The 12,415-nt window shown below is 69.6% G+C and carries 14 protein-coding genes; 5 read left to right on the top strand and 9 right to left on the bottom strand.

Features of this window, described 5'->3' with window-relative positions; all coding sequences use genetic code 11:
• Positions 1-6: 6 nt before the first annotated feature.
• On the top strand, positions 7-1,359 hold the full coding sequence (locus R2K23_RS13705; protein WP_316510149.1) for a protoporphyrinogen oxidase: 1,353 nt from the start codon (positions 7-9) through the stop codon (positions 1,357-1,359).
• A 21-nt stretch (positions 1,360-1,380) separates the two neighbouring features.
• Entirely contained in the window at positions 1,381-2,073 is a 693-nt protein-coding gene (hemQ, locus tag R2K23_RS13700; RefSeq protein WP_316510148.1) for a hydrogen peroxide-dependent heme synthase, read from the top strand.
• Positions 2,074-2,084: 11 nt separating this feature from the next.
• Here the strand turns inward: hemQ and msrB are convergent, their stop codons facing one another.
• From msrB to R2K23_RS13680, 4 genes are read right to left on the bottom strand one after another with little or no spacing between them, the layout of a single operon-like run.
• Positions 2,085-2,519 carry a peptide-methionine (R)-S-oxide reductase MsrB gene (gene msrB, locus R2K23_RS13695; protein WP_316510147.1) on the bottom strand — a complete coding sequence of 145 codons (435 nt, stop codon included), beginning with the start codon at positions 2,517-2,519 and terminating at the stop codon, positions 2,085-2,087.
• Positions 2,516-3,820 carry an arabinofuranan 3-O-arabinosyltransferase gene (gene aftC / locus R2K23_RS13690; protein WP_396891979.1) on the bottom strand — a complete coding sequence of 435 codons (1,305 nt, stop codon included), beginning with the start codon at positions 3,818-3,820 and terminating at the stop codon, positions 2,516-2,518. The genes msrB and aftC overlap by 4 nt, the downstream gene beginning before the upstream one ends.
• A 27-nt stretch (positions 3,821-3,847) precedes the next feature.
• A complete protein-coding gene (locus tag R2K23_RS13685; protein WP_316510145.1) occupies positions 3,848-5,407 on the bottom strand; it encodes an alpha/beta hydrolase in 1,560 nt (519 codons plus the stop codon).
• Between the two features lie 40 nt (positions 5,408-5,447).
• Positions 5,448-6,221, bottom strand: a complete 774-nt coding sequence (locus R2K23_RS13680; protein ID WP_316510144.1) for a pyrimidine reductase family protein — start codon at positions 6,219-6,221, stop codon at positions 5,448-5,450.
• 35 nt (positions 6,222-6,256) lie between these two features.
• Between R2K23_RS13680 and zapE the strand changes: the two genes are divergently transcribed.
• Complete coding sequence (gene zapE, locus R2K23_RS13675) at positions 6,257-7,297, top strand: cell division protein ZapE (protein ID WP_316510143.1); 1,041 nt, start codon at positions 6,257-6,259, stop codon at positions 7,295-7,297.
• Here the strand turns inward: zapE and R2K23_RS13670 are convergent.
• From R2K23_RS13670 to R2K23_RS13660, 3 genes are read right to left on the bottom strand one after another with little or no spacing between them, the layout of a single operon-like run.
• The gene (locus R2K23_RS13670) at positions 7,225-7,848 is read right to left on the bottom strand and encodes a GNAT family N-acetyltransferase (protein WP_316510142.1); all 624 of its coding nucleotides are present in this window, start codon (positions 7,846-7,848) and stop codon (positions 7,225-7,227) included. The genes zapE and R2K23_RS13670 overlap by 73 nt on opposite strands.
• Before the next feature lies 1 nt (position 7,849).
• Positions 7,850-8,356, bottom strand: coding sequence for a DUF1942 domain-containing protein (locus R2K23_RS13665; RefSeq protein WP_316510141.1), 507 nt, complete (start codon positions 8,354-8,356; stop codon positions 7,850-7,852).
• Positions 8,357-8,413: 57 nt separating this feature from the next.
• Positions 8,414-9,139: a Clp protease N-terminal domain-containing protein gene (locus tag R2K23_RS13660; RefSeq protein WP_316510140.1), complete on the bottom strand. Its 726-nt coding sequence runs from the start codon at positions 9,137-9,139 to the stop codon at positions 8,414-8,416.
• An 82-nt stretch (positions 9,140-9,221) separates the two neighbouring features.
• Between R2K23_RS13660 and R2K23_RS13655 the strand changes: the two genes are divergently transcribed.
• Positions 9,222-9,926: a hypothetical protein gene (locus tag R2K23_RS13655; protein WP_316510139.1), complete on the top strand. Its 705-nt coding sequence runs from the start codon at positions 9,222-9,224 to the stop codon at positions 9,924-9,926.
• A gap of 10 nt (positions 9,927-9,936) precedes the next feature.
• Here the strand turns inward: R2K23_RS13655 and R2K23_RS13650 are convergent, their stop codons facing one another.
• Positions 9,937-10,548, bottom strand: a complete 612-nt coding sequence (locus tag R2K23_RS13650) for a peptidoglycan endopeptidase (RefSeq protein ID WP_316510138.1) — start codon at positions 10,546-10,548, stop codon at positions 9,937-9,939.
• Positions 10,549-10,927: 379 nt separating this feature from the next.
• On the opposite strand from R2K23_RS13650, the gene R2K23_RS13645 reads away from it, so the two are divergent.
• Positions 10,928-11,362, top strand: coding sequence for a DUF4267 domain-containing protein (locus tag R2K23_RS13645; RefSeq protein ID WP_316510137.1), 435 nt, complete (start codon positions 10,928-10,930; stop codon positions 11,360-11,362).
• On the opposite strand, the gene R2K23_RS13640 is transcribed toward R2K23_RS13645, so the two are convergent.
• Positions 11,305-12,294: an LLM class flavin-dependent oxidoreductase gene (locus tag R2K23_RS13640; protein WP_316510136.1), complete on the bottom strand. Its 990-nt coding sequence runs from the start codon at positions 12,292-12,294 to the stop codon at positions 11,305-11,307. The two genes, R2K23_RS13645 and R2K23_RS13640, sit on opposite strands and share 58 nt — an antisense overlap.
• Positions 12,295-12,415: the final 121 nt, after the last annotated feature.

Genomic DNA, 12,415 nt, shown 5'->3' with positions numbered 1-12,415 from the left:
TCACCCGTGACCACGGCGATCAGCATCGTCGGCGGCGGCATCTCCGGGCTGGTCGCCGCCTACCGATTGCGGCGCCTGGTGGGCCCGGACGCCGTCATCACGGTCTTCGATCCCGCCGACCGGCTCGGCGGAATCCTGCGCACCGAACGGATCGCCGGGCAACCGCTGGATGTCGGGGCGGAGGCATTCGTGGTGCGCCGGCCCGAGGTACCCGAACTGCTCGCCGAATTGGGTTTGGCGGCAAGCCAGATCGGCACCACCGGGGTCCGTCCGTTGCTGTATTGCGGGGCGCGCCTGCATGGGTTGCCCGCCGACACCGTCAACGGCATCCCGAGTTCGGCGGCGTCGATGACCGGGCTCGTCGACGCCGACGTGCTGGACCGGATGACCGCCGAACCGCAGCGGCCGTTGCGCTGGATGCGCGGCGGTGACCCGTCGGTCGCCGAGATCGTCGGGGACCGGTTCGGCAGCCAGGTCGTGGCTCGCGCCGTCGACCCGATGCTGGCCGGGGTGTACGCCGGTTCGGCGGCCACCATCGGCATGCGCGCGGCGGTACCCACGGTCACCGCGGCCCTGGACCGCGGCGCGCCGAGCCTGACCGACGCGGTGCGCGCGGCGCTGCCGCCGGCCACCGGCGCGCCGGTGTTCGGCGCGATCGAGGGGGGCTACGAGGTGCTGCTGCGCGCGCTCGTCGAACAGAGCGGTCTGCGGTGGGTCCAGACGACGGTCGACGAGGTGCTGCCGGATGGCCGGGGCTGGACCGTGCGCGACGACGAGGGCGCCCACCACCGGTCCGACGCCGTGATCATGGCCTTGCCGGCGCCGCGCTTCGCGCCGTTGCTGGCCGCGACCGCCCCGCGCAGCGCCGCGGCGGCGGCCCGGGTGACCACAGCGTCCTCGGCGGTGGTGGCGTTGGCGGTGCCGGGCGGCACCCCGCTGCCGAAACGGTCCGGCGTGCTGGTGGCCACCGGGGAGCGGCTGCACGCCAAGGCGCTGACGTTGTCGAGCCGCAAGTGGGGTCGCGGCGGCAACGCGGAGCTGCTGCGGCTGTCGTTCGGCCGGCACGGCGACACGATCGCGCGCAGCACCTCAGACGACGAGTTGCTGGCGTGGTCGCTGGCCGACCTGGGCACCGTCTTCGACATCGCCGTGGACCCCGTCGATGTCCGCGTGCAGCGTTGGCTGGACGCGATGCCGCAGTACGGGCCCGGCCACGGGGAGATCACCGCCGAGATCCGCGCGGGCTTGCCGACCGGGATCGCGGTCGCGGGCAACTACCTCGACGGCATCGGCGTGCCGGCCTGTGTGGCCGCGGCCACCCGCGCGGCCACCGAGGTGGCCCGCTGGGTGTCGCGCTAGGCCCAGTGGCACCATGGAGCCATGGCCAAGCTGGATTACGACGCGCTCAATTCGATGACGAGATACATGATGATCTCGGTGTTCGCCGCCCAGGCGGAGGCGTTGGAGCCGGATCGCTCCGCCGTCATCGAGGAGACCACGACCTTCCTCAAACAGCAGGAGGACCGCGGCGTCGTCGTGCGGGGTCTCTACGACGTGGCCGGGTTCCGCGCCGACGCGGACTTCATGATCTGGACGCACGCGGAGCGGGTCGAGTCGCTGCAGGCCACCTACCGGGATTTCCGGCGCACCACCCTGGGCCGGGCCAGCGATCCGATCTGGAGCGTGGTCGCGCTGCACCGTCCCGCCGAGTTCAACAAGAGCCACGTCCCGGCGTTCGTGGCGGGGGAGGACCCGGGCGACTACGTCTGCGTCTACCCGTTCGTGCGGTCCCTGGAGTGGTACCTGCTGCCCGACGACGAGCGCCGCAAGATGCTCGTCGAGCACGGCATGGAGGGCCGCGAGTATCCCGACGTGCGGGCCAACACCGTGCCGGCCTTCGCGCTCGGTGACTACGAGTGGGTGCTGGCGTTCGAGGGCCCCGACCTGGCCCGCATCGTCGAATTGATGTGGAAGCTGCGTTACACCGACGCGCGGCGGCATGTCCGCGAGGAGACGCCGTTCTACACCGGTCCGCGGGTCAGCGCCGAACAGCTCATCAACGCGCTGCCCTGAGCCCCGGGGGCTCAGCCCTCCTTGGGCACCAGCGTCAGCGAGATCGAGTTGATGCAGTAGCGCTGGTCGGTCGGGGTCGGGTACCCCTCGCCGGAGAACACGTGGCCGAGGTGGCTGTGGCAGCTCGAGCACAGCACCTCGACCCGGCGCATCCCGTGTGAATCGTCGGGGCGCAGGATCACCGCGTCGGAATTCGACGGGTCGAAGAACGACGGCCAGCCGCAGTGCGAATCGAATTTCTCTGTGCTGCGGAACAATTCGGCTCCGCAGCCGCGGCAGTTGTAGATGCCTTCGGTGTGGGTGTCGACGTACTCACCGACCCCGGGGCGTTCGGTGCCGGCCCGGCGCAGCACCGCGAACTCCTCGGGGGTCAGTTTCTGGCGCCACTCGTCGTCGGTGAGGGCGACCTTCGGGCGGGGAAGATCCGTGGGCTGACGGCTCGTCATGCGTCCACGCTAGCGCGCGGCCGCTCCGGCGTCATCCACGGCGGATCAATGCCCTGCTCAAGGCGGCCGTCGGCCTTGGCGTCGAGGAAGCGGAAGTACAGCACGCAGAACACCACGACCAGCAGCAACGACCAGCCGTAGGTGATCTTCATGTACTCCAGGAAGCGGCCCGTGGTCGGCCAGTGCCACAGCAGATAGCGGTCCATGGTCAAAAAGCCGTAGATCGCCAGCCAGGCCGGCCAGTTGCGCAGCACCGAGTTGCGCAGCACCACCGTCATCAGGAACGGGAACAGCATCATCGAGTAGTAGGCCTGCCCCAGGGACAGCACCAGGAACGACGCGGTGAGCAACACCCCGGACGACGTCAGCGCCCAGAACAGCGGATCGCGGGTGCGGTAGTGCCGGTACAGCAGGTAGAGGCTGCCGATTGCCAACAGCAGGAACACGATTCGCAGGGTCAGGATCAGCCAGGTCGGCAGGCCGTAGTATATGCCGTTGCCCAGGATGGAGGAGTTGAAGTAGTCGCGGGTGCCCAGGATGTAGGGCACCGTGCGGTTGATGAAGTCCATCGGGTCGGCGACCAGCGGCCAGGCCGCGGCGTTGAACACCAGCGGCACCCCGAACGCGCCGACCAACGGCCGCCACTGCCGATTGAGCACGGGCAGCAGCAGCAGCGGCGCCAGCGACGGCTTGACCACCAGGGTCAGCCCGATCGCGATGCCCGACAACCATTCCCGGCTCCGGCGGCCGTCGAGCAGCCAGAGGAAGAACAACACCTCGGCCAGCAGGATGAACCCGTTGATGTTGGTGAACACCAGGGTGCTGGTGACCGATTCGGTGACGAACATGGCCGCCAGCAACGCTGGGGCGGCCACCGAGGTCGCCGGCAACCTGAACAGGCGCAGCAGCAGGAAGGCCGACGCCACGATGGCCACCGTACTCAGCGCGATGAACCAGTTGCGGGACGCGTCGACGGGAAGGTAGCCGAACGGGGCGAGCAGCAGCGTGCCGCCGGGCGGATACAGGTAGTGCGGATCGACGAAGTCGAAGTTGCCGTTGTAGACCGGAAGACCCAGCTTGAAGTTGATCACCGCGGTGTACACCGGCCCGAAATCGTCGGTGATGTAGCCGTTGGTGGCCAACACGTAACTGCGGTGGAAGATCGACATGATGGCGATCGGCCACAGGATCGAGCGCAGTACGGTCGCGGTGCTCGGCGCAGCGGTGCGCGGGCGGAAGGCCGCGAGCAGGGTGTTGCGCAGGCCTTGATGGGTCGAATCAGGTGCCGTCACGCACCGCAACCTACACCGACGCCCAGCTGGGAGGTATCAGGCGGGGCAGTACGTGTCCGTGGCCGGCGCCTCACCGCTCTCGAGATAGCCGAGCAGAACCGGCATGGCGCAGGAGGAGTAGATGCTGGCGCCGTGGCCGATGCCCTGCCACATCACTCGTTTGCTGGTGGCGCCGGCGTTGATGAGCGTGGCCGCCGTGGCCGCCACCCCGTCGGAGCCGACGATCGGGTCGTTCTGGACGCCGAGCAGCAGGACGTCGATCCCGAGGTTTTCGGGATCCTTCGGCGCCTTGCCGCTGGGCCAGTTGAGGCACTTGACCAGATCCAGCGCGCCCACGGCGCCGAACTGCGGGTAGACCTTGGGCCAGGCGACCACGAGTTCGCGCACCCGGTTGGGGGTGGGCCGGTTCAGCGCGTCGCTGCAGCGGTTGATGAACTGCCCGTCGCTCTGTCGCAGCGCCTCGCCGCGGTTGATCAGCTCCAGCACGGGTCCGACGTCCCCGGCGCGGGCCGCGGCCAGGGTCTCGGCCAGCGCGTTGGTCGCCGCGACGCGGTCGCCCTCGGGGAAGCCCAGCGCCGTGACGATCCCGGTGGTCAGGGCCGCGACCGAGGAACCACCCGGCCCACGCCCGTTGCGGGCGGCGTCGAGCAGGGCGGTCACGGCGGCCTTGGGATCCGGGCCGAGCGCGCAGTTGGCCGCCGCGCACTGCGCCGCGAAGGCGTCGAGGGCGGCCTGCTGGCCCTTGACCCGCTGGTCGGCGGCGGCCTCCGAGCTGATGCCCAGGGGCAGGGGGGAGTCGAGGATCAGGCGCGCGAGCTTGTCGGGATGGGAACCGGCGTAGGCGAGCGCGACCTGCGCGCCGTTGCCGATCCCGACCAGCGCCAGCGCCGGGACGTCCCACAGGCTGCGGAGGCGCTCGAGATCCTCGGCGGCGTGGGCGTTGTCGTAGGCCGAGTCGCCCGGCGCGATGATGTCGGTGCAGTTGGTGGTGGCGGTCATGGTGATCGCGCCCAGCTTGGCCACCGGGTCGTCGCCGGGTTCGAACTGCGTCTGATCCCGCATCTCCTGGCGGTCGAACAGGTCGCGGCACTCCACCGCGCTGGAGCGGCCCATCCCGCGGCGGTCGACCGCGACGATCGGGTTGGTCTCCAGGATGTCGGCGCCGGCGCGGGTCAGCCAGTTGGGCAGCTGCCGTGACGACGGCAGGTCGGTGCCGGTGGTGAACACCACCGGGCCGGCGTCGGCCGGAGTCTTCGGGGATCGGGCGCGCACCACCCCGATGTTCAGCGTTCCGCTGGCGCCGGCGATCGGGTCGAGGTCGGCGTCGTAGGTGGCGCAGTCCAACCGCACCCCGGCCGGCGCGGACAGCCCGGCGTCCTCGAACACCTGCGTGGTGCACTCCTGCCAGGCCAGGTCGGTCTGCGGAGCGACGATCGGCGCGGGGCCGGCGGGTTCGTCGGTGGTGGCGTCGGTGTCGCTGACGTGGCGATCGCGCTCGGTGGCGTAGCGGGGATCGGTGCCGATCAGCGGTGCGCAGCCCGCGACGAGCGCGCTCACCGCGACAACGATCAGCGCGAGGGGTGCCTGCCGGATCATGTCGCCAAGCGTAGCGAGCGCCGTCGCGGGCCCGGGACGCTCAGGTGTCGCGCACGTAGCGGGCGTAGAGGTACCCGGCGTCGTCGGCGAGCAGATGGGTGCGGCGCATGGGCGTGTGCGCGCTGCCCGGCCCGGCGGCGATGCGGGGCGCCTGACCGCCGAGCAGGGTCGGCGCCAGCGACAGGCAGAGCTCGTCGAGCAGGCCGGCGTCGATGAAGCTGTCGTGCAGCCGGGGACCGCCCTCGGTGAGCACCCGGCGCAGGCCGCGGCCGGCCAAAAACGTCAGCAGGGTCGAGATATCCACGGCGGCTGCGTCTTCGGCCGAGCAGGCGATGACCTCGGCGGCGTCGCCGAGGCGCGCGTGGGTGGCCTCGTAGGTGACGGCCGCGGTGAGCACCAGCGGCGCGACCTCGGTGTCGGTGAACACCCGCATGTCTCGGTCGAGGTCACCGGAGCGGGTCACGATGGCGATCTGCGGGATCTCGGCCTGCCCGCGGGCCTGCCGGGCCTGACGGGCGCCGGCTGACATCTTGGCCCCGCCGTAGTTCTCCACGCGGACCGTGCCGGCCCCGACGACCACGACGTCGGCCAGTTCGCGCATCAGGGCGAACAACGCGCGATCGCCCGGGCCGCCGAGCGCGCCGGACTTCCCGTCGGTGCTGGCGCCGCCGTCGATGCTGGCGATGAAGTTGGACCGGACCCAGCAGCGGGTCGGCGCGTCGGGGTAGGCGTACAGGGCGCTCAGCCGTTGTTCGTCGACGGTTTCGGCGCCGCCCAGCAGTGTGAGCTGTGTCCCAGCGACGGGTTCGGCCATGAGGACGATTGCAGCACGTCGCTACAGTTCTGGCCATGGTCGCCCCTCAACTCGTGGATCGGCATCCGACGGTGTCGCCGGAGCGGTTGATTGCTCAACTGGTTCCGCCGCCGACGTTTGTCGACGTCAGCTTCGGCAGTTACCGGCCCGATCCCGCCGAGCCGTCTCAGGCCGCCGCCGTGGTGGCGTGCGGGCACTTCTGTGAGCAGGCGCTGACCCGGCGCGCCGGCAAGAAGAAGCTGTTCGGCAAGCGCGAGGTGCTGCCCGGGGTGGGCATTTACCTCGACGGCGGCTTCGGGGTTGGCAAGACGCACCTGCTGGCCTCGACGTACTTCACACTGGCCGCCTCGGACTTCGGTGACGACGGCGCCAAGGCGGCGTTCGCGACGTTCGGTGAGCTCACGCAGTTGGCCGGCGTCTTCGGCTTCACCGAATGCATCGAGCTGCTCTCGGAGTACGTGGTGGTGTGCATCGACGAGTTCGAGCTCGACGACCCAGGCAACACCACGCTGGTGTCGCGGATGCTCTCGCAGCTGGTGGAGCGTGGCGTGTCGATCGCGGCGACGTCCAACACCCTCCCCGAGCAGCTCGGTGAGGGCCGTTTCGCGGCGCAGGACTTCCTGCGTGAGATCAACACGTTGTCGCAGATCTTCACGACGGTGCGCATCGAGGGACCCGACTACCGCCACCGCGGGCTGCCGCCGGCGCCGGAACCGCTGACCGACGAGCAGGTGGCCGAGCGGGCGGCGCGGGTCGACGGCGCGACGCTCGACGAGTTCGACGCGCTATGTGCCCACTTGGCGACCATGCACCCGTCGCGGTACCTGACGCTGATCGAAGGGATCAAGGCCGTGTACCTGACCGGCGTGCACCCCCTCGACGATCAGAACGTGGCGCTGCGGCTGGTGTCGCTGACCGACCGGCTCTACGACGCGGGCATTCCGGTGGTGGCCTCCGGGGCGAAGCTGGACACCATCTTCAGCGAGGAGATGCTGGCCGGCGGCTACCGCAAGAAGTATCTGCGCGCGACGTCGCGCCTGCTGGCGCTGACCGCCGCGGGCATGGAGCTGGAATAGCGACCGTCACGGCCGCCCGGCCGCACCATCACGTAGTCGTTCTCCAGCCGTGCACCCAGCATGAAGGTCTTGGTCCCGGCGATGGCGAACCCGTGCTTGGCGTAATGGCGTTGCGCCCGTTGGTTTAGCTGGTTGACCCCGAGCCAGACGCTGCGCGCCCCGAGCCGGCCCGCGTGCTCGACGGCGGCGGTCATCAACGCCGCCGCCACCCCGGTTCCGTGCGCCTCGGGCAGCACGTACATCTTCGAGAGTTCCACCGCGGGCCGGTCGGTGACCGCCCGCTGCACGTCGGGGTCGTCGGGCACGCCGCGAATCAGCATGGTGTAGCCCAGGATTGGGCCGTCGTCGGTGCGGGCGACCAAGACCGCGCGGTCGGGGTCGGCGACGTAGGCCGCGAAGCGCTCGGCGGACAACTGGCTTTCGATGAACGCCGCGATGTCGGCCGCGCTGGAACCGGGCGGGCAGGCCAGCGGAAATGTCCGAGCGGCGACGTCGGCGAGTTCGGTCAGTTCCTCGGGCGCACCGGTGACAGCGACAACCCGAAGACTCAACTCAAACGTTCCACTGCGCCAAGCGAATACCGGTGGGCTTGTCGGTGATCACCACATTGGAGACCAGGTCCCGGTAGCAGTCCCAGTAAACGAAGCCCGCGACGGTGGACCCCTGCGGCGCGTTGCTCAGGGTGTTCTTCAGCGCCTCGGGCCCGTCGCTGTTGCGGGGTTGGTAGGCGTCGCCGGTGGGGGTGACGCCGTTGAAGACGAAGGACGTGGCCATCGCGTACGGGTTGGGCACGCGCACGGCCTGCACCACCACCTCGGCCTTCCACACCTGGTGCCGGGGCGGGCGCGGCGGGTAGCCGAAGCCCGGCGGAATCTCCGAGGGCACGATGTTGACGACGGTGATGTCCGCGACCAGGTCACCGCTTTGCACCCGCAAGGTCTCGCCCAGGCGTCCGATGGGGATGTCGGCCGCGGTCGCCGTCGGCAACAGCGGTGCGGACACGCCGCCGAGCACGGCGGCGGACAACGTTGCCAGGACGGCGATGAACCAACGGCGCATCCACGAATGATGGCATACCGGCCGGCGTCGAACGCGCGTTGTCTGTCAACCGCAGCGTCAGGACTCGGGGCTCGCCAGAGCGGCCAGGGCCGCCACGAGATCGGCCTCGAAGACCTCCTTGTCGATCCCCACCCGGTGTAGCGGGCCCGGTTCGGGGCTGTCGTTCTCGCATTCGAGCAGCGCCAGCAGCATGTGTTCGGTGCCGATGTAGTTGTGTCCGAGTCGCAGCGCCTCGCGGAAGGTCAACTCCAGCGCCTTCTTGGCGGCGCTGTTGAACGGGATCAGCTCCGGTCCCTCGGCGTCACCCGGTCCGACAGGCGCCAGGCCGCGCAATTCGTCGAGATCGGCGCGCTGGCGCTGCAGGAGTGTCATCGCCAGACTGGCCGGGTCCTCGAGCAGGCCCAGGATCAGGTGCTCGGGGGTGATCTCGGCGTGGCCGGCGGCACGGGCGGCGTTCTGGGCGGCGACGACGGCGTTGCGGGCGCGGGGGGTGAAGCGGTTGAAACCCTCGTTGGGGTCCATGGTGTCGGCCTTGGGAACGAAACGCTTCTGGGCGGCCTGCTTGGTGACGCCCATGCTCTTGCCGATGTCGGTCCACGAGGCCCCCGAGCGCCGGGCCTGGTCGACGAAATGACCGATGAGGTGGTCGGCCACCTCGCCGAGATGTTCGGCGGCGAGGACGGCGTCGGTCAACTGATCGAGGGCATCGGAATGCACGGCCGTAATGGCCTGGATGAGGGTGTCGAGGCTGACGGCGGCAGTGATGGGGCGTGGTGCGGTCATGCGTCAACCGTAAGTTGACGCACCGCGATCGTCAACTGTCCGTTGACGCATGCGTGGCGGCGTGCTGACTATGATCCGGCGTGTGGCCGACGAGCTCCCTGCCGCGTTGACCGAGGAAGTCTCGGTGGCGCTGACCTCCCTGGTGCGGCTGACGCTGCCGCCGGAGCGTTGGCCAGCGGTGGCCGAGGTGGTGCACCGCATGGACGACGCGGTGTGGCTCGGCCAGGAGGCGGCGCTGAAGACCGAACTGAAGAAATTGCGCTCGGCGGTCATCGGCACGGCGCCGCGGCCCCGGCCCGGCGAGGGGGCCGCACCGGTGGTGAACCCGTTGTCGTACCGGACCACCGACTATCTGGGCCGCACGCCGGTGCGCTGGATCTCCATCATCATGATCACCGGGGCGGCCGTGCTGGCGACGCTGCTGATCCTGCTGGTGGTGGTGCTGGCCTTCGGCGGTGGCGATCATCCGACGCCGGCCGCACCCACCACGACCGTGACCGCGCCGACCATGACGCCCGAGCCCGTCCCGCCGCCCGAGGAACCCGGCGGCGGCGCTTCGCTGACCAGCATCGGCCTGTTGGTGCTGGCCGGCATCGGCGGTTTCGCGTTTGTCATCTGGCGGCGCCGGGCGCGCGCGAGGATGGCGGACCCGCAGGCTGAGGAGCCCGCCGAGGAACTGACGATGCACCTGCCGCATCCGACCGACGGGGCGCGGGTGCCATCGGAGGTGGCCGAGTCTGTCGAGCGGTTGGTGGCCGAGTTGGAGCGGCGTCGCGGCCCGTCCTAGATGCCGAGTCCTAGATGCCGACCGGCGCCGAGGGCGGCGGGGGCAGCATCGGATCCGCCGGCGGCAGCGGCGGTGGGGGCGGCGGCGGGAACATGGCGTTGGCCGGAATGATCTCGGGTCCCGGCGGCGGCAGCGGTGCCGGCGGGGGCGGCGGAGGAGGCGGCGGCATCATGGTGCTCGCCTCGAGGATCACCGGCGCGGGCGGGGGAGCAAGCATGGGGTCGGCGGGAGCCGGTTGGGCACCGGCCATCTCCTCGGCCGGCAGGTACATGTGCTTGGTGAACTGCGACTGATAAGCGCCGCCGCCACCGATCTTGACGCCGCCGCCTTCACCGCTGGAGACCGGGGTGCCGTCCGGCAAGGTTACGGCGGTGTGGCCGCCGTTCCATCCGATCACCAAGGCGTTGGGTGCGGTGCCGTATTTGAAGCCACGGGCGAGCAGGGCGCGCTCCTGGTTCCCGGTGTGGAACCGGTCGCCGTAGATGGGCCGACCGGTCGCGGCATTGGCTACCCAGGATGCCAGCCCCGAGCAATCGGTGCCGTTGGGCGAATCCCCACCGGGGATGTAGGGGGTGCCCGACACCTGATTGACGAGTGTCAACAACGTGGCTAAAGCAAACATGTGGCCGGACGCTAACAACATGTTTTCCGGCGCCGCAAAATTAGCGGCGCCGATTACTTTTCGCCGGATTTGTGACGCAGATTACCAAACCTCGCGCCGGTTTGAATGCATCTTCGGGCGCCGTAGATTTTGGTTAGCGCCATTAAATTAGCAGGTGAACCGCGGTTTGCAAAGCCGGTGCGGCGAGATGTGGTCCACGACTCCCCGGGGCGCTCGGAGTGTAGGTTTTGGTCACAGAAAGTTTGCTGTAGTTGCAGAACTGTTACCTATGCCATAGTTTCCAGCGATTTTCTCTCCCGGTTCGTGAGGGTTCTGTTGCCGTTCTGAGTTCGCTTCAAACGACGCACAGGGCACCCGCGGTCTGCCTAGGCTGCCGGCCATGGCGATAGACCGCGCTGCCCTTGCCGTGGGTGCCCTGCGGCTGGCCTCGGGAGTGTCTTTTCTGGCCGACCCGCTCCGGGCGAACCGCCTGTGGGGTGAGTCCGAGGACCCGGGACCGTCGGCGCGGCTGCTGCTGCGGTCCATGGGTTACCGGGATGCGCTCATCGGTGGGCTGTTGATGGGGTCGGCGCTGCGGGGCCGCGACACTCGCGGCTGGTTCCTGGCCTCCGGTGGCGCCGACACCGCCGACCTGTTGGGCGGCTGGAGTGTGCACGGCGACCTCAAGCGCGGGCAGCAGGTGCGAGGACTCGGCGGCGCCGTCGTCGGGATCGGCGTGGGGTTGTGGGGCGCGACGCGACGCCGGGCGGCGCCGGCTCAGAACCAGGTCTTGGCGAGCAGTTCCAGCGAGCGGTCCCGGACGGCGGGGTCATAGGCGTAGGTGACGGTGATGAGCTCGTCGGCGCCGGTGCGTTCGACGAACTCCTCCAACTGTGTCTTGACGGTGTCGGGAGCGCCGACGGCCTTGATCCGCAGCATCGGCTGGTTGCCGCCGCCCTGGGCGGCCAGGGTCGCCGGGTCCACTGGGGGCTGGATCTTGCGGCGCCGATTGGTCTGGATGTCGAGGAACATCTGCTCGAGCACGGTGAACTGGTGCTGGGCTTCCTCGTCGGTGTCAGCGACCAGCACGTTGATACCGGCCATCACGTAGGGCTCGTCGATCTGGGCGGTCGGCGCCTCGGTGGAGAACATCTCGCGGTAGGTGCGGATGGCGGCGTCGAGCTGGTCGGGGGCGAAGTGCGAGGCCACCGAGAACGGCAGCCCCAGCTGGGCGGCGATGGCGGCGCCGTTGACCGTGGACCCCAGCACCCAGATGGGCACCTCGGTGCCGGCCGAGACCGCGGAGACGATGGGGGAGCTGTGGGCCCTGCCCTCGGCGCTGAACCAGCCCTGAAGGTCGTAGATGCTCTGCGCGAAGGCCTGGGGTTCGGCCGAGGAGCGGCTGAGCGCCTGGGCGGTCATCATGTCGGTGCCCGGCGCGCGGCCCAGACCCAGGTCGATCCGATCGCCGTGGATGTTGGCCAGGGTGCCGTAGTTTTCGGCCACCGTCAGCGGCGCGTGGTTGGGGAGCATCACCCCGCCGGAGCCGACGCGGATCCGCTCGGTCACCGAGGCGGCCTGCGAGATCAGCAGCGCGGTGGCGCTGGCGGCCAGGTTCGGCGTGTTGTGGTGCTCGGCGAACCAGAGCCGGCGATAACCGAGCCGATCGGCCACCCGGGCCGATTCCATGGAGGCGGCGATCGCGTCGCGGGCGGTGGAGCCCTCCGGGATCGCGACCAGGTCGAGGATGCTCAGCGGCACAGACAACTCAGCCGGTTTCCTAACGTTGGGTGGAAGTGGTTGCACTTGTGGGTGATAACGATCCGCGCCTGCGATTCGTTCCCGGTCAGATCGGTCACGAGGAGTCGCAGGCGCGCGCATACTTCGG

The organism is Mycolicibacterium sp. MU0050 (genome assembly GCF_963378085.1).
Taxonomy (GTDB): Bacteria; Actinomycetota; Actinomycetes; order Mycobacteriales; family Mycobacteriaceae; genus Mycobacterium; species Mycobacterium wendilense.
The sequence above is the reverse complement of the archived record's forward strand: the minus strand, read 5'-3'. Positions and strand labels throughout refer to the sequence as shown.